The organism is Vibrio sp. SNU_ST1, from assembly GCF_030563405.1.
In the GTDB taxonomy this organism is placed as follows: Bacteria; Pseudomonadota; Gammaproteobacteria; order Enterobacterales; family Vibrionaceae; genus Vibrio.
The window spans coordinates 320,519-342,661 of record NZ_CP130748.1; the positions used below are offsets into that span (position 1 = coordinate 320,519).

Below are 22,143 nucleotides of genomic sequence, written 5' to 3' on the forward strand. Positions count from 1 at the left end.
ATGAGCGTCATTAACAGCGCCTTGTCTGAATTGGCAAAGAAAAAATCAGCGATTTCAATTGAAGCTGCTGTAGTTCCTAAGGTTAAAACGCGTTCCCCATTGGTTTGGGTAGTCGCAGGTTTTACACTGAGCTTAGCCATGGGGGGCTGGGCGATATCGCAAGGCCCTGCTGTCGATAACTCAATATCAACTCGAGATATACAAGTTTCTGTTATGGATAGTTCTGAAGGTATGTCTGAAGCGGCCTTGACTCGACCTGTGTCCTCGCCGACTAAGAAGTTAGTGACGCTAGATTCAGCGAACCTTTCAGCTCACAACTCGGCAATACTAAAAAGTGCTCAAGCTAAATCTGATTCAGTCGTAGTATCAACTATTTTAGCTACAAAGCCTCAAGTAAACCCTAAATCTCAAGGTACACCTAAAGCAAAAGTAGCAAAGCCAATGCTTGTTGCTAGCGTGGCTAAAAAAGATCTCACACCAGTATCTAATCAGCCTGAAACGTCTGGCGATTCAGAAAACAGTGGAATGTTGATTGAGCAGGTGGAATTGACGCCTGAGCAGTTATCAGTGAATGCACAAGGGCGAGCTCAAAAAGCACTGGATGCCAATGATCTTACAGGGGCTTTGAAAGGTTACACTGAAGCTTTGCGTTATACTCCTCGAAATGAAGATGTGCGCCAGAAACTCGCTATCCTCTATTTTGGGAAAGGTGACACGCGAAAAGCCTATGAGATATTTCAGTCGGGCATCAAACTTAATATCAACAGTGAAAAACTACGCTTAGGTTTATCTAAGTTACTCGTGAAAGCCAATCAGCCAGAAGCCGCTTTGAGCCCATTAATACATTTATCGCCTAGTCCAACTCAAGATTACTTAGCAATGCGTGCAGCATTAAGTCAAAGGTCTCAACAAGAAGAAATCGCACTAGAGAGTTACCAAAAACTGACTGAGGTCGATTCAGATAATGCTCGCTGGTGGTTAGGTTTAGCGATTCAACAAGAGCGTCAACTTGATTTTGCGGCTGCAAAGCAATCATACCAAGGAGCATTGGTTAGAGTTGGGATCTCATCTCAGTCGCAAGGCTTTGTTCGTGATCGCTTAAAAATACTCAGTGCTTTAGAGGAGAGTAGCGATGCAAATTAGATTAAGAAAAAGGCTCGGTGATTTGCTCGTAGAAGAGGGCATCATTACTGAAGATCAAGTTGAACAAGCTCTGGCCGCGCAAAAAAGGACTGGCCGTAAGCTTGGTGATGCACTGATCGAGCTTGGTTTTTTATCAGAGCAGCAAATGCTCAGTTTCTTGTCGCAACAGCTTGCTATTCCTCTTATTGATATTAGCCGAGCTAACGTTGACGTCGAAGCTGTGCAGCTTTTACCTGAGGTTCATGCTCGCCGCCTTCGTGCTTTGGTCATTGGGCGTCAAGGTGACACATTACGTGTTGCAATGAGTGATCCAGCCGATCTGTTTGCCCAAGAATCATTGCTTAGCCAACTAGGCGACTACGCACTCGAATTTGTCGTCGCCCAAGAGAGGCAATTAGTTGATGGTTTCGACCGTTATTACCGAAGAACCAAAGAGATTGCCTCATTTGCTGAGCAGCTTCATGCTGAGCATAAAGTTAATGAAGCCTTTGATTTTGATATTGCTGAAGAAGACAGCGACGAAGTTACGGTCGTTAAGCTAGTAAACTCGCTGTTTGAAGATGCTATTCAAGTTGGTGCATCTGATATTCATATTGAACCAGATTCAAACGTATTACGTTTGCGTCAGCGTATTGATGGTGTTCTGCATGAAACGTTGTTGAATGAAGTGAATATTGCTTCTGCACTGGTTTTGCGTTTGAAGCTGATGGCTAACCTCGACATTTCAGAGAAACGACTGCCTCAAGATGGTCGCTTCAATATTCGCGTTAAAGGTCAATCGGTCGATATTCGTATGTCGACTATGCCAGTACAGCACGGTGAGTCAGTGGTTATGCGTTTGCTTAATCAATCCGCTGGCCTACGTAAATTGGAGTTGTCAGGCATTCCGAGTGATTTGCTCGTTCGTCTTCGTCATCAATTACGTCGCCCACATGGCATGATCCTCGTTACCGGGCCTACGGGCTCAGGTAAAACAACCACTCTATACGGTGCGCTAAGTGAATTAAACGAACCGGGTAAAAAGATCATTACCGCTGAAGACCCTGTAGAATACCGTCTTCCTCGTGTGAATCAGGTTCAGGTAAACCCTAAGATTAACCTCAACTTCTCAACTATCTTGAGAACCTTCCTACGTCAGGACCCGGATATCATTCTTATTGGTGAGATGCGAGACCACGAAACCGTTGAAATTGGTTTGAGAGCGGCACTTACTGGTCACTTAGTGTTAAGTACTCTGCATACCAACGATGCAGTAGACAGTGCATTGCGTATGATGGACATGGGGGCTCCGGGTTATCTGGTGGCAAGTGCTGTTCGAGCCGTGGTCGCGCAGCGGTTAGTTCGTAAGGTATGTGCTGATTGCAAGGTTGATGATGAGCTGGATGAAGCGCGTAAGCAATGGTTGAGTGTTCGTTTCCCAAACCAGCTAGGTACGCCATTTATGAAAGGGCGTGGTTGTCAAAATTGTAATTTGACAGGCTACAGTGGTCGTGTTGGTGTGTTTGAAATGTTGGAGCTCGATCAGCCTATGATGGATGCGCTTAGAGCCAATGATGCCGTTGGTTTTGCTCAAACGGCAAGGCAGTCAGAAAACTACAAACCGCTGTTAGCTTCTGCGATGGAATTGGCCATGCAGGGTGTTGTGAGCTTTGATGAGGTAATGAACCTTGGCGAAGGCGATGCTTCTGGTGCCACTGATCCAATTTATCTGTAGAGGTAGAGTGATATGCCAACTTATCGTTATGTAGGTCGCAGTTCTGGTGGCAGTCAAGTGACAGGTCAGTTGGATGCGAATAACGAAGATCTTGCTGCTGACAGTTTGATGAGTAAAGGGATCATTCCAACTTCGATTAAACTTGGAAAAAGTGGCGGTTCAATCTTGGATATGGATGTATCCAGTCTGTTCTCCCCGAATGTGCCTTTAGAGGTGTTGGTTCTGTTTTGCCGACAGTTGTATAGCTTAACTAAGGCGGGCGTTCCACTATTAAGATCGATGAAAGGGTTAACTCAGCATTGTGAAAATAAGCAACTGAAAGTAGCACTTGAAGAAGTGGTCGCTGAGCTTACAAATGGTCGTGGATTAGCGGCATCGATGCAAATGCACCCTAAGGTATTTAGTCCATTGTTTGTATCGATGATCAGTGTTGGTGAGAATACAGGTCGTTTAGATCAGGCATTGTTACAACTAGCAGGATACTACGAACAAGAGGTTGAAACTCGAAAGCGAATTAAAACGGCAATGCGTTACCCAACGTTCGTGATTACTTTTATTACAATCGCTATGTTTGTCTTGAATATATTTGTGATTCCTCAGTTTTCAAGTATGTTCGCGCGTTTTGGCGTCAACTTGCCGCTTCCAACCCGTATTTTAATGGGGATGTCTGAGTTTTTTGTTAATTACTGGGGGTTAATGCTTGGGTTAATCTTTGGTCTTATTTTTGCTTTTAAAGCATGGGTTAAGACAGATAAAGGGTGGGAAAAGTGGGATCGGCTGCGCTTAAAAATGCCAGTGATTGGTGGAGTGGTCAATCGAGCTCTATTGTCGCGCTTCTCACGTACTTTTGCTTTGATGCTAAAAGCAGGCGTACCACTTAACCAATCGTTATCGCTATCGGCTGAAGCTCTGGACAATCGTTTTTTAGAACTTCGTGTTCAAGGCATGAAATCGGCAATAGAAGCGGGCAGCACCGTCTCTTCAACCGCGATTAACAGCGAAATTTTCACACCACTCGTGATACAAATGATTTCTGTGGGTGAAGAAACGGGGCGTATTGATGAATTGCTGCTCGAAGTTGCGGATTTTTACGACCGAGAGGTTGATTACGATCTAAAAACGTTAACCGCTAGAATTGAACCTATTCTGTTGACCATCGTTGCGGGAATGGTGCTGATTTTAGCTCTGGGTATTTTCTTGCCGATGTGGGGAATGCTGGATGCAATCAAAGGTTAGAGGATGCTGAATAACCTACAGCGCTCACGTTTTGTTATTTGGGTTGCGGTTATTCTTTTTCTCGTTATGGGATTGCTTTCTGTATGGAAAACAGTAGAAGAAGAAGCAACGAACACGGCATTGATAGTTGCAAGTAAGCGAATCCTTGAGCAAGCTAATTTGTTCAAACAGCAGTATTTGTTATCTGGTGTGGCGCAAAAGAATGATTCGAAACCGCCAAAGACTTACAGCAGAACGGGGTGGGTTATGCCAATTAAAGACTCTACTCGAAATTGCGGTTATTGGTTGGAGCAATTATATCCTAAGGGGAGTATTTTAGGTCTCAGCTCTCCAAGTATTGAAGACAAAAGTGATAACATTCGTTTTCATTGCCGATATCATTATAGTGATAAGTATCAGATAGATATATTACTAAAAAAAGAAAGATTTAGTGTCAAAGTCAATATATTGGCCTTGTGAACGTATTGACGCTGTTTTTATGGTTTTATACATATTCAAATGTATAATGCGCATTAGCAATTAGATGAGTAGGTAGAAAGTGCTTAAAAATCAAAAGGGTTTCTCCCTAGTCGAGTTGGTCATAGTGATTGTCGTCGTGGGCTTATTAGCCGTTGCTGCTTTACCCCGTTTCTTAGATGTGACAGACGAAGCTAAGAAAGCCAGTATTGAAGGTGTCGCGGGTGGTTTTGCGACAGGAGTGCTTTCAGCAAGAGCTCAATGGGAAGCAGAAGCTCGTCCATCAGAAAGAATTGGTGTTGAAATATACAATACTGTAAATTACGATGGTGTTGATTTTTGGCTAACCAGATCAACAAGTAGCAATGGACGTACTAATTTTAGAGACGGCTACCCATGGTCTATAAACACAAATTCAGCTTCAGCTCCGTCTAATGATGTGACTGATGCTTCGTGTGTCGATTTAATGGAAAATCTACTTCAGAACCCTCCTAAAGTTGGAACATTAACCAATGTGGCTAATGGTTCGAATTACAAATATTCAGCGCAAGCGGATAATAGTAATGACTACTGTACTTACATTCAATTGGAAGGCGGTACTCAGCATCAATTCGTTTACGAGATTAGAACTGGTCGTGTGACCGTAACACTGCAGTAAACCTGCGTTAAATATACATAGAGAGAAAAGACTATGAAAAAACAAAGCGGTTTCACCCTAATAGAACTAGTGGTGGTAATTGTTATTCTAGGTATTCTTGCAGTTACTGCAGCACCTCGTTTCTTAAACTTACAAGGTGATGCTCGTGAGTCTTCACTGCAAGGCCTGCGCGGCGCAATGGCAGGAGCGACGGGAATCGTTTACGGCCGAGCTGCAATTGATGGTATTGAACTGCGTCAAAAAACAGCCGATGCAGCAACGACACCTGTGACAACTGATGGAATTGCAACTAACTTTGGTTATCCGACATTTGCCGATATTGGTGCGCTAAACAGTGGCATCGAAGAGGCTGTGGAAGGTCTACCTGGCGGAGATTGGGTTGCGGTTAATATAACGACAACACCAACAGCACCTACGTTTGATGTTGTTGCGTACTCTTTTGTTGGCTCTGATGTTGATGCTGCGACGAACGGTTTTACTTATGATTTTGGAACTCAAGTTGGAACGGGTTGCTTCGTGCTTTACGCTGAGGCGGATAATGCAACGACTCCAGCCTTTACTGTTGCAGTTACCGGGGGCTGTTAATCGCTAATTGCTTTAAAAGGCCAGCATTGCTGGCCTTTTTTCTATCTGAAATTCATACCAGCAACAAAGACAACCTCTCTTCCCTGAGTTACACTTAATCTTTAAATTATCAAATATTTAGCGGATTGGATTTCGGTGAATCAATTCAATAGAACATACAGGAAAAATGGACTTCAGCAACTAGGCTTCACTTTGGTTGAGCTAATCATTGTGATCTTGTTGATCGCGATTGTCTCTGCCTACGCTGCTAGCCGTCTATCCGGAAGGGATAGCTTTTCTGCCTTTGCTGCTCAAGAGCAAGTAACTTCTGTTGTCCGCCAAGTTCAAGTTAATCGTATGCAGTCCAATGTGGACCTTGGGACCGTCGTTGGGGATAGCAATTTTATTCTCGCTATCGTTGGGAATTGTATCGGTTCCGAAGTGAGCTGTACCGCGCAAAACCAAGCTCGCAGTGATTGGGTTATGCTCAACGGGGTCACTTTAACGGCTACATCTAATACCGCACCTGCCAGTCCCCTATCTCTAGTTAACTTTGATTTATTAGGCAACCCTACAACAGGTGAAACACCTGCTGGCGTTGTCGTTGACGTTGCAGCCGGTGTGGTGATTACTATCACTTCAAATGTGAACACCTGCCGTGTGGATATTAACTCGCAAGGTTATGTCGAAAATGGGGGGTGCTCATGAACACCATTCATAAATCACCTGCGAAAGAACGTGGTTTCACATTAATTGAAAGTGTCGTTGTGATAGTGGTTATGGGACTTGCCATGATGACCATCATAAATTTTTTAGCACCTCAGATTAGCCGATCTGGTGATCCTCATTATCAAACCCGTTCAGCCGCGTTGGGGCAGAGTGTGATGTCGATGATTCTTGCTCGAGGGTTCGATGAGAATAGTGACTTTGATGGTGGGGAATTTAGATGCGGTGAGGGGGCGTCTGGTGTGAATTGCACTGTTGAAGCGATATTTGGCCCTGACCGCACGGAGGCTATCGCTCAATATAATGATGTCGATGACTATGATGGTTGTTGGGAGCCCGGTGCAACCAACGGGTGTCGAGACCTTACCCTATTGCTAGGCGAGAATGGTGTGACAACTTACAACAACTACCGCCTAGATGTTGATGTGACGTACCAAATTGTCGATCAACTAAAAAGAATCAATATCACAATTACAGCCTCAAATTATTCCCCTATTGTGCTTGATGCCTATCGAGGTAATTACTAATGAGAAGGCAAGGCTTCACTCTTATTGAAATGATTATCACCATGATAGTTGGTAGTATTTTAGTTGCAGGTATTGCTGGGTTTGTTGAGTTAGGTGCGCGTGGCTATGCGGACACTGTAGATAGGCAGCGTTTACAAACTCAAGCAAAGTTTGTCTTAGAAAAAATTACTCGTGAAGTGCGTCATGCTGTACCTAATATGTTCAATCAGAATGCTGTTGTCCCGGGAGCTCGCTGTGTTTCATTTTTCCCTATCGTTACCTCTGGAATTTATGCGGTGTCGGGCGATGATATTCAGTTTGTCACGGCTGATAATGCACTGACGGCCGCTGTTCTAGCCCCGTTATCTTTAGTGATAAATCCTACAGAGGTGACGCCGACCAATAATGATTTCCCCTTAGCTACTGTAACTGCAACGAATAATACTTTCTTGCTTGCTAATGAGTCTGGAAACCTTGTGGGTAATTCAGTTTCAAATCGACACTATATTTATAATCCTAATGGCCGCGTAAACTATTGCATTGTGAATGGCCGAGTATGGAGAAGTGAAGGAAATGGCGCATTAATCCCAATTTCGGACACGGGAGTGACTGGGGTTTTAGACTATCAACCCGCAAATGTTCAGCGTAATGGTGTCGTCCATCTTGAGTTTGAATTTAGAAACCAAGTTGGAGACGAAACGACCAATTTCCAGCAAGACATACAGGTGATCAATGTTCCTTAAAAAAAGACAAGTCGGAAGCTTGTATATTGTCGTCATCTTTGTCTTGGTGGTGATGGGCTTTCTTGCAACAACCTTAAATCGCATAGAGTGGTCCAATCATGATGCACATACAAAAGATGTGATTGGTACTCAAGCCGCACTTTTAGCTCATTCGGCAATTGAGCAAGCCTTAATACAGGTATATCCACCTAGAGCCAATTTAACGGTTCCATTTAATGTGGCTGCAGCATGTACAAACTTGAATGGAACGACGATGAACTTTACATCCACAATTTCATGTACAGCTGTTCAAATAACGTGCTCACCAACCGGTGGTCTACTTGTCGATAATTCTCAGTTATATACAGTAAGAGCAGTCGCAATGTGCGGAACGGGTGTGAATTTAATGCAGCGTAGTCAAGATGTTTGGGTGAGGGGAGTAATATAAATGCGCCTACTTAGTAGAGTTAGCCTCGTATTTTTTATTCTTTTTAGTGTGTTGTTTCAAACTAATGCATTGGCTAATCAGTGTTTATCTAAAGGGGCATGGGTAGATGCTCGAAATGGTTTTTGTTTCACTTTTCAAATTGATTCTGATGGAAAAAATCGTGCTCGTTTGGAAGGAACTTACTATTTCCCAATTTGGACCGATGATACGGTTTATCAAGGTTATAGCTCTAATGTTTATGAAAGAGACTATGTATCAGAAAGAAAACAAAGAACTTTCCAAGTTAAATTTACACGAACTTCAAATTATAATGCTAAGCATATTAAAGGCATAATTACCTACTCTGTTGACGGAGTAGTAAAAGGTTCTCCTTTTGCGATCAATTTGTCTCAAAAAACAGGTGTTGATAAATTTTACCCATATTTGAGATTGAACTTAAAAGGAACACAATTTTACGATAGCGACAAATATTGTATTAGTAGTGGTAGCTGTGGAGCATTACCGGTTCCGCCAGTGACGAAATTTGATGACGCTCGCTATGAATTTGGGCGTTTAGATTCCGCCGACTGTAAGTCGAGCGACTGTACTATCACCTTCAGTAAAACCTATAGAACCACTCCATTGGTGTTTCTGATGCCAACGATCGATCCTATCAATCCTGATAACGATGCTCCTGCAACGCTTTCAATTAAAAGCATCAATTCAACGCAAGCGACATTCCATCAAGAAGTGGCACCTCAAGACTGGGGTTACAACCTTGCATCAAAATCAATGTCTTCGATTAGCTACCTTGTTGTTGAGCCCGGAACCATAACATTTAGTGATGGACATAAGGCAATAGCCGGATATATAGAGACTAAAGCGTATCAAGCTCATGGAAAAAAAAGTAACCCTAAATGGGAGTCTGCCTCTTATTCAAGGTTTAGCTCACACCGAATACAGGATGATGATCCCGTTGTATTTACACAGGTTAATAGCGCAACAAGCCGATGGTTAACGGCAGGCGTAGACGATGTGGGAAGAACGAGTGCTAAATTCTTTTTAGAGTTAACACGTGTGAATACACACAATCCGCCTTCTCAAGCAGAAAAAATAGCATTTTTAATTTCAGATGAGCACGATGGTACGTCAAATGGAATTAAGTATGAGTTTGGCCGAATTTCTCTTGATGATGACAGTGGCTCATCAACACCGCTCCTTAAATCTTGTAATGATATGCATGATCTTGAAAATGAATATAAGTCATTACCGGGAATTATCGCGAGTAAGCTTACTCGAATAGGAGGGCAAGGTGGTTGGTTAAGGCTTTGTAGCGTGAAACGTGATGGAGATGACGACTATCAAGTAGGGCTTGTGGTTGATGAGGACCTTTCTTGGAATGGTTCCAAGGGGTGGAGATCTCATACAGACGAAGAGATCGGATATTTTGCTTTCCAAGTGAGCAAGCTGCCTAAGTTTACGAAAAACTACTGTTCGGCTTTTCCTTCAGCCGTTCAAGGTTGGAAGAACTCGTCTGGTAGTAGTATTGAGATGTGGAACCAATCTAAAATAACCAATGCATTATTGGAAGGTGGTCAAAGAAAAGTTGGATTTGGGACTGCTCAATTTGGTAATGCAGTGAAATGTGATGGGATATCGTGCACTAACGACCCCTCTAAGCAAATTGTACAATCTAAACTCGATGATTTTGTGATAACAAACTCAGGAAGTGATATTTGGAATACAACAAAAACGTTAATGCCTTTATCTCAAAAGAGCTTATCAATTGGTCAGTCAACCGTGACACTGACGGCTGGCGATTACTATTTTAACTCTTTGAATATTAACTCCCACTCTTCTTTGAATATTCAAGGGAAAGTGATTATCCATACTCGGTACTTAAATTTATCGAATAATTCAAGAATTAATAATTCAGGAAATGCCGATAACCTTGTCATCGTTGGTTATGACCCGACTAAAGGTTCATCTGGGCAAGTGTGTCCAGCGTATGGTTGTAAAATAGATTTATCGAGTCAATCACAAGTAAAAGCTCTGATTTACAGCGAGGGGGAAGTCCGACTGTCTAACGGCTCCCATGTTTATGGGGCTGTTACTACTCGTGATCTTCATATGAGTGGAACATCTCAAATTACCGGGGAAAGCCAGTGTTTTTCTGAGCCAGAGCTGGTTATTACTCCTGGCTCTAGCTCAGGGCTAGCCTGCGCAGGAATTCCTATTACCTTCAAACTGGTCGATAAAATAACCAAGCAACCCGTTAATAATTATACGGGAACTCTTGATGTGACAATTCCAAATAACAGTTCGAGGGATGCGTGTTGGTTAAATTCAGATGGAACCTGTTCTGCATCCTTGAGTCACGATTTCGTAGCAGGGCAGACAGCTACTTACACCAAGTCACTGTCAAGTATTGGCCTATCTCCGGTTTCAATCTCTGCTTCTATTCGGGGGCAAAGTAACATCAGTGCAACCGGTGGACCGTATCAGTTTGTGCCTTACGGATTTAAAATTGAAGATAAACAAAGGGTTGATGGAGGTAAGGGGCAGGTTGCTTTCCGAACATTTGAGACCGAAGTTACCGCAGTGGCATCAGGAGGCTCTAACCCAAGGGCATGTCAGAAAATATCGGATTATGATGGAGCTAAATCGCTTTATGCTTCCTATGAGCAGATAACTCAAGGCAATAGTGGTTGGAATAATGAGCTATTTCTCAATTCGTATAGCATCAAGATCGGTAGTTCACCTTTAAATGGAACCAAAGTGAACAATATTGCCTTTAAAAATGGTGTTGCAAAACTGACTTCTCAATACTGGTCGGCTGGTCATATAAAACTTCATTTGGCAGATGCTGACTGGCAGCCCACGAATCAATCTATACCCAATTGGAAAGGCTTACAGAGTTCTACTGATGTGTATGTTAGGCCATTTGCTTTGGTGAGTTGCCAAGATAACTCCGGTGTACCAAATGCCCCATTCCCTTCCGGTAGCTCAACAGGAGGAGCTTCATTTATCGCGGCCGGTGACACCGCTTATTTAGCCGTTAGTGCGATTGCTTGGCAATCAAATGCCGACACAAATAGTGATGGCTTAATTGATAGCTCGTTTTCAGGGAACCTATGTAACGCTAATCCAGTGTCTGGCTTTGATGATGAAACGGTATATGTGAATTATAGCCTTGATAGCCCAAGCAACCGTCACAATGGAGTGCTAACCGTTGGTGGTAAAAGTAGTGGGGATGAGTCCTTGCCACAACCGATCCCCGTTGATATGTGGTCGAATGGCTACGCGTATAAGAGCTTAGCTTGGTCTGAAGTAGGTAGCATTAAACTATGGACAGACAAACCGAATTACCTGAATGGGATGACGGTGCCAGGTTATAAAGCTACCGTTGGTCGTTTTTACCCTAAATATTTTCAAGTGGTGAGCAGTGCGGTGTGGGATTACCCAGGGAATCAATCTTATGCATACATGAATCAGCCTTTTGACGGCGTTACATTTGATGTTGAAGCATTAAGTTTACAACTCACTGCGGTGAAGAACTATGGATATTTTAATCCAACAATTACCGCTAACTTTGCTTTGTATGAGGCTAACCCTGCTTTTGTAAATCGTTTTCATTCTGGGACTCCGAGTAAGTCTTGGGCTTCCATCTTGGGCAAGAGTATAGGTACATTTACGTTAGATGAAAATTCTCCCTCAACTAACTGTGCTAGCGAGCTGTGTTGGGCGAAAGCCGCACCTACTGATGGCTATGAGGATGGACCGTTCAATGCTGTAGGAGGTACAACCTCGACGATTTCGATTGATGCCGTGGGGAGCAATGTCGACCCTATTAGTTATCATTATAATGGGTCCCCTAGGTTATTAAAGGTTCAGCCAACTGTTCGCTTTGGCCGCGCGGTCATGGATAGCCTCGGTAGTGTCGCTGGAGGTGGTATGAATATTCCGCTTCGTATTGAGCACTGGGATGGAACAAGTTTTGTCACTCATGAAGGTGATAACACAACGAATATTCGAGGTGTAAATATTGAAAACGACAATCTCGATATCTGGGTAGAGGCGGGTTCTATGGCTGCTGACGTAACCCTTAATGGGGGCGGTGGTGTTGTGAATGGGATATCTAATTCAATACAGGTGGCTCAGTCAAATCCGATCCGACAGCAAACTCAACTTTGGTTAGAGCTGAATCGTGGTGGAAATGCAGTTCCTTGGCTCCGTTATCGCTGGCAAGATCCGAACCGGGTGGAAGTTGCTGGTGAAGAAGATCCATCAACAGTAGTCACCTTTGGTATCCATCGCGGGAACGATCGTGTGATCTACCGAGGTGAAAGTGGCTTAATAGGTCAGCAATAATATGATTTTTTGGCTGTTAAGTTAGGAATCTGTAAGAAATTGTGGGTTTCAGTCCATGTTTATACTTCAATGCCTTGCCGTGACAGCAAGGCATTGGTACATTTAGTGCAATTTTTGTCTTCTAATTCTTGCAGGATGAGCGAAGAATATGTTTAAAAAGCTTCGTGGCATGTTTTCAAACGACCTATCGATTGATTTAGGTACTGCCAATACCCTTATATATGTAAAAGGCCAAGGCATTGTTCTTGATGAGCCTTCAGTTGTAGCTATCCGCCAAGACCGTGCGGGTTCTGCAAAGAGTGTCGCTGCGGTTGGTCACGCTGCTAAGCAAATGCTTGGCCGTACGCCTGGTAATATCTCAGCAATCCGTCCAATGAAAGACGGCGTAATTGCTGACTTTTACGTAACGGAAAAAATGCTTCAGCACTTCATTAAGCAAGTGCATGATAACAGTGTTCTTAAGCCAAGCCCTCGCGTATTGGTTTGTGTTCCTTGTGGTTCAACGCAAGTTGAGCGCCGTGCAATCCGTGAATCAGCATTGGGTGCTGGTGCTCGTGAAGTTTACCTAATCGATGAGCCTATGGCTGCTGCGATTGGTGCAGGCCTACGTGTATCTGAGCCAACAGGTTCAATGGTTGTTGATATCGGTGGTGGTACGACTGAAGTTGCCGTTATCTCACTAAACGGTGTGGTTTACTCGTCTTCTGTACGTATCGGTGGTGACCGTTTTGATGAAGCGATCATCAACTACGTTCGTCGTAATTACGGCAGCTTGATCGGTGAAGCAACAGCCGAAAAGATCAAACACGAAATCGGTTCTGCTTACCCAGGCGATGAAGTCGATGAGATTGAAGTGCGTGGTCGTAACCTTGCTGAAGGTGTTCCTCGTAGCTTTAGCCTAAACTCAAATGAAATCCTTGAAGCGCTTCAAGAGCCTTTATCTGGCATCGTATCTGCAGTCATGGTTGCACTTGAACAGTGTCCGCCAGAGCTTGCTTCTGATATCTCAGAAAACGGTATGGTACTGACAGGTGGTGGTGCACTGCTTAAAGACCTTGATCGTCTGCTAACTGAAGAAACTGGTATCCCTGTTGTTGTGGCGGAAGAGCCATTAACGTGTGTTGCTCTAGGCGGTGGTAAAGCTCTAGAGATGATCGACATGCACGGCGGTGATCTTTTCAGCGAAGAATAGAATCTAGTGTTAGGCTCTTTTATTATCTAGTTTTATGTAAAGAGCCTAGGACCTTGTCTATAGGATCAAATGTAGCTCTAGGACCAAATATAGAATGAAGCCAATTTTTGGTAGAGGTCCCTCTCTACAATTGCGCCTGTTTTTTGCTGTAACATTATCAGCCAGCCTTATGCTGGCTGATAGTCGTTTAGATGCATTCTCAAATGTCCGCTATCTATTAAACAGCATGGTTGCACCAATTCAGTATGCCGCTAATTTGCCTCGCACTATGTTTGATGGCGTATACGACCGTTTTAGTACTCGCAAAGGGCTAATTGAATCCAACCATAATATTAAACGAGAAGTCTTGCGACTGAAGAGTGAGTTGATTCTGCTTGAGCAATATCAAGAAGAAAACAAGCGCCTTCGTAAGCTGTTAGGTTCTCCGTTTATCCGTGATGAGAAGAAGGTCGTCACAGAGGTTATGGCGGTGGATACTTCACCATACCGACATCAAGTGGTGATCGACAAAGGTCAGATTGATGGGGTGTATGAAGGTCAGCCAGTGATTAACGAAAAAGGCATTGTTGGCCAAGTCACTTTCGTTGCTGCTCATAATAGTCGTGTTTTGCTACTGACTGATGCAAACAACGCAATTCCTGTTCAGGTTATTCGTAACGATATACGTGTGATTGCTTCTGGTAATGGCATGATTGATGAGATCCAGTTAGAGCACATTCCAACCAGTACTGACATACAAGAAGAAGATCTGCTGGTGACATCTGGGCTTGGTGGTGTATATCCAGAGGGTTACCCAGTCGCTTATGTTACTGCCGTTGATTATGATCCTAAGCGTGAGTTCGCCGTTATCAAAGCGGAACCTGTAGTTGAGTTTGATAAGCTCAGATACTTGTTGCTTGTGTGGCCTGATGAAAATAAACAGATGCAAGCAGAGCAATCCAGTATCGAACAAGCATTGTTAGAAGGTGAAAATGGCCAATAGCGTTTTAAGAAGCAAAGTAGTAATTGGCTGCTCATTTTTGATAGCACTTATTCTACAAACGATCCCTTGGCCGGGTAGTTTAGATCTATTCAGGCCATCTTGGTTATTACTGGTTACCTGCTATTGGGTTTTAGCGTTACCTTACAGGGTTAATGTTGGTAGTGCTCTAGTGCTGGGCTTATTGTGGGACCTTTTGATCGGTTCGACTCTGGGTATTCGAGGCATGATGATGGCAATAGTAATGTACATTATTGCAATGAACTTCCTCGTGATTCGAAATATGGCGCTATGGCAGCAAGCGATAATCATTGCAGCCTTAACGGTGTTGTTTGAGGTGCTGATATTCTTTGGTGAATATTTGATCCAAGATGTCGTTTTCAACCCATTATCGCTATGGAGCGCATTGATAAACTGTATACTTTGGCCTTGGATGTTTTTATTAATGAGACGCGTGCGTCGCCATTGGCATGTAAGGTAGAGTGACGATGGAAAAGAAACATTTAGTTTTGGCATCCGGCTCTCCACGCCGTAAAGAATTGCTATCTCAACTCGGTTATGAGTTTTCTGTCCTTGTAACTGATGTCGAAGAGTGTAAACACGCCCAAGAAACCGCCGAAGAGTACGTTAAGCGACTATCTTTAGATAAAGCCTTAGCAGCGTTGTCTTTATTGAAAGATAACCCTTCTGAAAAACAGCATGTTGTTCCTAGTTCTGATAATGTAGATCTTGGTTCTGATATTGTAGCTCTTAGCTCTGATGTTATTTCTCTTGATTCTGAAACAGTGGTTCTGGGCTCTGACACAGTCGTCGTAAGCCAAGGGCAAGTGCTCGAGAAGCCAATAGACCTTGCTGACTCTAAGCGTATGCTTACTCAGTTAGCGAATGACCGTCACCAAGTGATGACGGCAGTGTCTGTTGTATCGGAAGAAAAACAAAAGACAGAAATCATTATTACCGACGTATGGTTTAAACCCCTCAGTGAAAAAGAAATAGAACAATACTGGCAAACAGGGGAGCCATGCGATAAAGCTGGTAGCTATGGGATCCAAGGTTTGGGCGGACGCTTTGTTACCCGAATCGAAGGTAGTTATTACGCCGTTGTCGGCTTACCTTTATTTGAAACGGACCAGCTACTGCAAGAATTCTTATAATTACTAATCTGAGGTGCACCATGAGTGCTGAATTGTTGCTGAACGTGACCCCGAGTGAAACTCGTGTGGCCATGATTGAGGGGGGAGCTCTTCAAGAGATCCATGTCGAACGAGATGCTCGACGCGGGATCGTAGGAAATATCTACAAAGGACGTGTAAGCCGTGTTTTGCCTGGAATGCAGGCGGCATTTGTGGATATTGGCCTTGATAAAGCCGCTTTTTTGCACGCCTCTGATATTGTCCCACACACTGAATGTGTTGCTGAGAATGAAAAGAAGCAATTTCAGGTTCGTGATATTTCAGAGCTTGTTCGTCAAGGGCAAGATATTGTCGTTCAAGTGGTCAAAGATCCTCTTGGTACCAAAGGTGCCCGTCTAACCACTGACATTACTTTACCATCTCGTTATCTGGTATTCATGCCGGGCGCAAGCCACGTTGGTGTTTCTCAGAGAATTGATAGTGAGTCCGAACGCAACCGTCTAAAAAAAGTCGTGTCTCGTTACTGTGACGAGCACGGTGGCTTCATTATCCGCACAGCAGCAGAAGGCGCAGACTCGAATGAGTTGGCACAAGATGCCGCATTCTTGAAGCGATTATGGCTAAAGGTGTTAGAACGTCGTGGCAAGCACAAAGCTCGTACTCGCTTGTATGGAGAGCTTTGCTTAAGCCAACGAATTTTACGTGATTTTGTCGGTACTGAATTGAGCAAAATTCAGGTCGATTCTCGTCTAGAATATGAAAACCTAAAAGAATTTACTTCTGAATACGTGCCTGAGCTGACTGAAAAGCTTGAGTTGTATGAAGGTGATAAGCCGATCTTTGATATGTACGATACCGAGAACGAAATTCAGCGTTCATTGGATCGTAAAGTTGAATTAAAGTCTGGTGGGTATTTGATTATCGACCAAACGGAAGCGATGACCACTGTTGATATCAACACTGGCGCGTTTGTTGGTCGTCGTAATCTAGAAGAGACGATTTTCAATACTAACGTCGAAGCGACACAAGCTATTGCTCGTCAACTTCGCCTTCGTAATTTAGGCGGCATCATCATTATCGATTTTATTGATATGTTGTCTGAAGAACACCGTAAGCGAGTACTAACTTCTTTAGAAGCGGCGCTCGATAAAGACCGTGTGAAAACCAACATCAATGGCTTTACACAGCTTGGTTTGGTTGAGATGACTCGTAAACGTACCCGTGAAAGTATTGAGCATATTCTGTGTTCTAGCTGTCCAGCCTGTGAAGGGCGTGGCAGTGTGAAGACAGTCGAAACCGTTTGTTATGAAATTCTTCGAGAGATCACGCGAGTGAATCGCGCGTATGACGCCGATAAGTTCGTGGTTTATGCGGCAGCAGCGGTTGCCGAGGCATTAGAGGGTGAAGAATCTCATGCGCTTGCTGAGCTTGAAGTCTTTATTGGTAAGCAAGTTAAAATCCAGGCTGAGCCTCTGTACATACAAGAGCAGTTTGATGTTGTTATGATGTAATGGATATTTTGTGAGCTCAAGCGTTACTCTGATTCTTCGTACATGTCTATGGTTAGTGGTTACTCTCTTAGTAACACTAGCCATTGCTGTCACTACACTGCGTGTAGCCTTGCCCAATTTAAATAAGTATCAATCTGAAATTGAGCTTTGGGTAAACCAACATTCCGGTTTTGAGTTTTCTATTCAAGATGTGGGTGGTTTTTGGCGTAACACTCACCCCTCAATTGCTCTGCAAGGTGTTAAGGCTAGCCTTCCCAACGCAGAAGATGTGGCTTTCTCTGTTGAGCGTGTTGAAGTTGAGTTTGACTTGATTCAATCGGTCGTGCAGATGCGTCCGGTCGTGGCCGACTTGGTCATGAATCAAATGTATCTTGATATCCGCTCAATTGATCTATTTGCCGGGCAAAACGGTAAAGATGAACCTAAAGACCCCGGCTCTTCCAAGCGAGTGATACAGGAGCTGGACAATTTACTTCTAAAAACTTTGGTGGATGTGACCGCTAAAGATTCCTCTCTTCTATATCGCACTATCTCTGGTGAAGAACGTCAGCTTGATATCGAAACTTTAAAATGGCAAAACTCAGGTAAACATCACCTTGCGGAGGGGGTAGTAAGTATTAAAGACGCTAATCTCAACTCTTTGTCAGTAAGTGCTAACTTTGTTGATGGCGGTTCTTTAGCTGATATGACGGGCGAGTTTTATGTCAGCGCGGATAGTATCTCAGTAATGCCTTGGTTAACTCGTTATATGCAGGCTGAATCCGGCATTGAGACGGGTACGGTGAGCTTGAATAGCTGGCTAACGCTACGAAATAGCAAGCCAGTTAGCGCTTACGTTGAGGTATTACCTTCAGAACTGACTTGGAATGAAGATGGTCAACATGACTTGATGCTTGAGTCGGGTGTTTTTAAGTTATCACCAATTGATGGTGGATGGCAGGTAAATGGTCACTCACTAAATCTAAGGACGGATGACAGGCCTTGGCCTGAACTTGATGTCGCTTTCAAGTGGAATAGAGGCCCGTGGGAACTTAATGTTTCTGAACTTGATGTTGAAACCATTATCCCGTTGATTAAGTTGCTTCCAGATTCTTCGCAATCTACCCAAATGATCAATGCATTGGCTCCGGGCGGTATCGTTTCAGACATTCGCGTTGCGATGGGCTCTGGAATTGAAAGTTTGCGTTACTCTGCGAACTTTTCTGATTTGGCGATAAAACAATGGGAGTTAGTCCCTGGCTTTAGCCAAGTATCAGGGCATGTGTTTGGCTCGGCTTCGGAAGCGAAAGCCAGCTTATATGTTATTGATGATGTGTTTCCTTATGGTAATGTTTTCCAAGCGCCTCTGAATATCAAACAAGGTCAGGTTGATATTGTTTGGCAGCAAGATGAAAACGGCTGGAAACTGTGGTCGGACAAAATCACTGCAGCCACGCCAGATTTACAAGTACTAGGTGCATTTCGCTTGGACTTTCCAAATAACGCTAGCCCTTATCTTTCTTTTTATGGTGAAGCGGACGCTTACAACGTCGGTGAAACATGGCGCTATTTACCGACATTGGCACTTGGCCAAGACTTAACCGATTACCTTTCAACGGCGATTCAAGCGGGTAAGGCCGACACCGTTAAATTACTTTGGCATGGTGAATTAGCCCAATATCCGTACACCAATCATGATGGTATTTTCCAAGTTTGGGTTGGCTTAGAAGACGCTAAGTTCAGCTTCGATACCGCGTGGCCATTGATAACCGACCTTCAACTTGATCTGTTATTTGAAAATGATGCGATGTATTTAGACTCTCGTTCCGCTCAATTGATGGATGTGGCGGCAGATCGAATCACTGGTCGTATTCCTTATTTAGGGGAAGGCGGTCATATTGAAATTGAAGCTAAAGCAACGGCGTCTGGTAATGCAGTTCGAAATTACATGACTGCTTCGCCACTGGTGGATTCTGTGGGTGCTGCGTTAACCGCACTTAAAGTGAGTGGTGACGTCTCTTCTGAGTTCCAGCTTAATATTCCGTTTGATTCTGAACAAGAACCTAGAGCGTGGGGATATGCAGATCTGAGTGGTAACCATGTTGAGATTGAAGCTCCACCAATGGTGCTAGAGAACACCACTGGTCGTATTGAATTTGATAATGATGTCGTGACAGCAAGTGGTCTTGCCGCTGATTTGCTTAATCAAGGTATCTCGGTTGATTTTAAAGGTCTTAATGATGGCTCTGGCTATGCAGTGGATCTTGATGTGTTAGGAGATTGGGACGTCAATCCTCTAAAGCCTTATGTCGGAGAGCAGTGGTTAAGCCGTTTGTCGGGTCATGCACAGTGGCAAAGTCAGATCGATATTCAACTTAATGATATTGGTTTTACTTACCAACTCGACTTACAGTCAGACCTCAAATACTTAGCGAGTGATTACCCATACCCATTAACCAAAAAGTCATTAGAAAGTGGTTCGGCCAGGCTACAAGCTTCGGGCAATCAAGAATCGATTACCGCGCGTCTGCAATTGCCGAGCACTAAATACCAAGCTGAGATTGATATTTCCGGCGATGTTCCTGAATTAACGGCGACCAATTTAGTACTTGGTCGTGGTGGCTATAAAATTAGCCCCGTGGTAGGGCACCATGCCTTGATTCGTACCGATAAGTTCAATGCCGATGACTGGCTGTCAGTAGTCATGGAGCCTGTGCAACCATCGGATGCTGCCCTTAGCCAGATGAACACGCCAACCATTCCAGCGCCACGTCGCATCACCTTCGAGAGCAAAGAGCTGATCTTAGGTGGTATTTCTTGGAATGATGTCGATTTTAGCGCTCGAAAAAACAAGCAAGCGTGGCAAATGGAAGTCTCTAGTCAAGAGTTAGAAGGTGATGTCAATTACTTGCCTCCTTATGATTTGACTGTTTCATTGGATCGCCTGCATCTGTTTGTTCCTGAGTGGAGTGACAAGAAAAACCAAGAGCAACTGCTACAGCGTAAGGCGCAAGAAGCACCATTGATCTCTGAGTTGGATAGAAAGCTCCATGATGCGATGCCGAATTTGACGCTGACCCTGAATGACTTCTGGCTGCAAGGCTACAAGGTTGGCAAGGTCGATGTTGAAATGACGAGAAAGGAAGACCGCGTTGAGTGGAATAAGATTCAGGTTCGAAGCGGCGGAAATAAAGCGGATATCAGTGGCTGGTGGGAGTTGCAAGGCGATAAAAGTCAGTCATCGCTCACTCTTGATGTTGAAGGTGAAAACAACAGTGAGTTAATGGAGCGCTTCGGTATTACTTCCGGGATTCAAAAAGCGCCCTTTGAGTTAGAAGGACAATTGAATTGGGATGGTTCGCCTTGGGGGATCAAAATGGATACTCTTGATGGCAACGTTAAAACCCAATTTGGTAAAGGTATTATCTCGGATGTGAGTGGCGCAGCTCGATTACTGGGGCTGTTTAGCCTAGATTCGATTATCCGCAAGATGCAGCTAGACTTCTCGGACGTATTTGATGATGGCATGGCATTCAACAGCATCACAGGAACAGGCGAGATTCAAAATGGTATCTTCTTAACCAATGATCTGAACATGGATGCGGTTGCCGGTGAGATGAAAATAAAAGGTATCGCCAACCTCAATACACGCGAGGTCGATGCTGAAGTGAACTTCACCCCAGATATCACCTCCGGGATTCCAGTATTAACAGCTTTTGCGGTAACGCCTCAAACAGCGCTATACGTGTTAGCGGTGACTACAGTTATTTCACCGGTTGTTGAAGTCTTCACCCAAGTTAATTATTCGGTGAAAGGACCGTTGGATTCACCAACAGTGAGCGAGCTTTCTCGCAGTTCTGGAGAATTCCAGTTACCAGAAAAACTCAGAAAATTAGCCGAATAAGCCTTAAGACACTAGTCAGTTAAAATACACTAGTCAGCTAATATACGGTGCAATGCTGATTTCTGAATCATAATGAATGGAGGAGCGATACACATGGATTGTGTTGGGTTGATTCAAATGACATCAGGCCCTCGCCCTGACTTGAACTTTGATTATCTTGCTCAAGAAGTAGCAAAGTGCAAAGAGTTGGGGGCTAAGTGGGTTGTGTGCCCTGAAAACGCGTTAGTCTTTGGCAGTAAAGCCGACTATCACCAGTATGCTGAGCCTCTAAATGATGGCCCACTGCAAAAGAAAGTCTCTGAGCTAGCAAAGCTTTACCGAATTTGGATTGTTATTGGCAGTATGCCGATAAGCACAGCTAAAGGCGTGACGACCACAACCTTGGTGATTGATGATTTTGGTTGCTTAGTGGCCCATTACGATAAGTTACACATGTTTGATGTGGACGTTGCTGATGCACATAAGTGCTATCGAGAATCGGATATTTTCACGCCCGGTGACCGAGTGGTAACAACGGAAACGCCTTTTGGTCGCTTAGGTTTGAGTATTTGTTATGATGTGCGCTTTCCGCACTTGTATTCAGAGTTACGCAAGCAAGGAGCACAAATCATAGTGGTACCGGCAGCTTTTACCGCAGTAACAGGGCAAGCTCACTGGGAAGCATTATTAAGATGCCGCGCGATCGAAACGCAATCGTGGATTGTCGCGGTGGGGCAAGGCGGAAATCACCCTTGCCAAAGAGAAACATGGGGACACTCAATGGTGGTTGATCCATGGGGACGAGTGGTTGCACAGCTAGACCAAGATCCTAAAAGTATGGTGGTTGAGATAGACACATCCAGTTGCGAATCGATCAGGCAAAATATGCCAATCGCGCAGCATTCTCGATTTACCAATCAATTTTAATTACAAATAAGAGCCA

Annotated in this window: 18 protein-coding genes; all 18 read left to right on the top strand. The window is 43.9% G+C overall.

Features of this window, described 5'->3' with window-relative positions; translation table 11 throughout:
• Complete coding sequence (locus tag Q5H80_RS01500; protein ID WP_304567804.1) at positions 1 to 1,143, top strand: lipopolysaccharide assembly protein LapB; 1,143 nt, start codon at positions 1 to 3, stop codon at positions 1,141 to 1,143.
• A complete protein-coding gene (locus tag Q5H80_RS01505; RefSeq protein WP_304567806.1) occupies positions 1,133 to 2,857 on the top strand; it encodes a GspE/PulE family protein in 1,725 nt (574 codons plus the stop codon). The genes Q5H80_RS01500 and Q5H80_RS01505 overlap by 11 nt, the downstream gene beginning before the upstream one ends.
• Before the next feature lie 12 nt (positions 2,858 to 2,869).
• Complete coding sequence (locus tag Q5H80_RS01510; protein ID WP_304567808.1) at positions 2,870 to 4,093, top strand: type II secretion system F family protein; 1,224 nt, start codon at positions 2,870 to 2,872, stop codon at positions 4,091 to 4,093.
• A 3-nt stretch (positions 4,094 to 4,096) separates the two neighbouring features.
• Positions 4,097 to 4,552 (top strand): MSHA biogenesis protein MshF, encoded by a 456-nt coding sequence (locus Q5H80_RS01515; RefSeq protein WP_304567810.1) that lies wholly within the window; start codon positions 4,097 to 4,099, stop codon positions 4,550 to 4,552.
• 79 nt (positions 4,553 to 4,631) lie between these two features.
• The gene (locus tag Q5H80_RS01520) at positions 4,632 to 5,207 is read left to right on the top strand and encodes a prepilin-type N-terminal cleavage/methylation domain-containing protein (protein ID WP_012603140.1); all 576 of its coding nucleotides are present in this window, start codon (positions 4,632 to 4,634) and stop codon (positions 5,205 to 5,207) included.
• Positions 5,208 to 5,240: 33 nt separating this feature from the next.
• Complete coding sequence (locus Q5H80_RS01525) at positions 5,241 to 5,792, top strand: type II secretion system protein (RefSeq protein WP_135382246.1); 552 nt, start codon at positions 5,241 to 5,243, stop codon at positions 5,790 to 5,792.
• Between the two features lie 135 nt (positions 5,793 to 5,927).
• Positions 5,928 to 6,479 carry a prepilin-type N-terminal cleavage/methylation domain-containing protein gene (locus Q5H80_RS01530; protein ID WP_304567814.1) on the top strand — a complete coding sequence of 184 codons (552 nt, stop codon included), beginning with the start codon at positions 5,928 to 5,930 and terminating at the stop codon, positions 6,477 to 6,479.
• Complete coding sequence (locus Q5H80_RS01535; protein WP_304567815.1) at positions 6,470 to 7,024, top strand: prepilin-type N-terminal cleavage/methylation domain-containing protein; 555 nt, start codon at positions 6,470 to 6,472, stop codon at positions 7,022 to 7,024. The genes Q5H80_RS01530 and Q5H80_RS01535 overlap by 10 nt, the downstream gene beginning before the upstream one ends.
• Complete coding sequence (locus Q5H80_RS01540; RefSeq protein WP_304567816.1) at positions 7,024 to 7,746, top strand: PilW family protein; 723 nt, start codon at positions 7,024 to 7,026, stop codon at positions 7,744 to 7,746. The genes Q5H80_RS01535 and Q5H80_RS01540 overlap by 1 nt, the downstream gene beginning before the upstream one ends.
• A complete protein-coding gene (locus Q5H80_RS01545; RefSeq protein WP_304567817.1) occupies positions 7,736 to 8,173 on the top strand; it encodes an MSHA biogenesis protein MshP in 438 nt (145 codons plus the stop codon). Before Q5H80_RS01540 ends, Q5H80_RS01545 begins: the two co-directional genes overlap by 11 nt.
• Positions 8,174 to 12,523 carry a DUF6701 domain-containing protein gene (locus Q5H80_RS01550; RefSeq protein WP_304567819.1) on the top strand — a complete coding sequence of 1,450 codons (4,350 nt, stop codon included), beginning with the start codon at positions 8,174 to 8,176 and terminating at the stop codon, positions 12,521 to 12,523.
• A 148-nt stretch (positions 12,524 to 12,671) separates the two neighbouring features.
• The gene (locus Q5H80_RS01555; protein ID WP_009847850.1) at positions 12,672 to 13,715 is read left to right on the top strand and encodes a rod shape-determining protein; all 1,044 of its coding nucleotides are present in this window, start codon (positions 12,672 to 12,674) and stop codon (positions 13,713 to 13,715) included.
• 94 nt (positions 13,716 to 13,809) lie between these two features.
• The gene (gene mreC, locus Q5H80_RS01560; RefSeq protein ID WP_012603147.1) at positions 13,810 to 14,697 is read left to right on the top strand and encodes a rod shape-determining protein MreC; all 888 of its coding nucleotides are present in this window, start codon (positions 13,810 to 13,812) and stop codon (positions 14,695 to 14,697) included.
• Complete coding sequence (mreD, locus tag Q5H80_RS01565; protein ID WP_009847848.1) at positions 14,687 to 15,175, top strand: rod shape-determining protein MreD; 489 nt, start codon at positions 14,687 to 14,689, stop codon at positions 15,173 to 15,175. Before mreC ends, mreD begins: the two co-directional genes overlap by 11 nt.
• 7 nt (positions 15,176 to 15,182) lie before the next feature.
• Positions 15,183 to 15,848: a nucleoside triphosphate pyrophosphatase gene (locus Q5H80_RS01570; protein WP_304567827.1), complete on the top strand. Its 666-nt coding sequence runs from the start codon at positions 15,183 to 15,185 to the stop codon at positions 15,846 to 15,848.
• A gap of 20 nt (positions 15,849 to 15,868) precedes the next feature.
• Positions 15,869 to 17,338, top strand: coding sequence for a ribonuclease G (gene rng / locus Q5H80_RS01575; protein WP_304567829.1), 1,470 nt, complete (start codon positions 15,869 to 15,871; stop codon positions 17,336 to 17,338).
• 10 nt (positions 17,339 to 17,348) lie between these two features.
• A complete protein-coding gene (locus tag Q5H80_RS01580; protein WP_304567831.1) occupies positions 17,349 to 21,221 on the top strand; it encodes a YhdP family protein in 3,873 nt (1,290 codons plus the stop codon).
• Between the two features lie 93 nt (positions 21,222 to 21,314).
• Positions 21,315 to 22,127, top strand: a complete 813-nt coding sequence (locus Q5H80_RS01585) for a carbon-nitrogen hydrolase family protein (protein ID WP_304567832.1) — start codon at positions 21,315 to 21,317, stop codon at positions 22,125 to 22,127.
• The last annotated feature ends 16 nt before the right edge of the window (positions 22,128 to 22,143 follow it).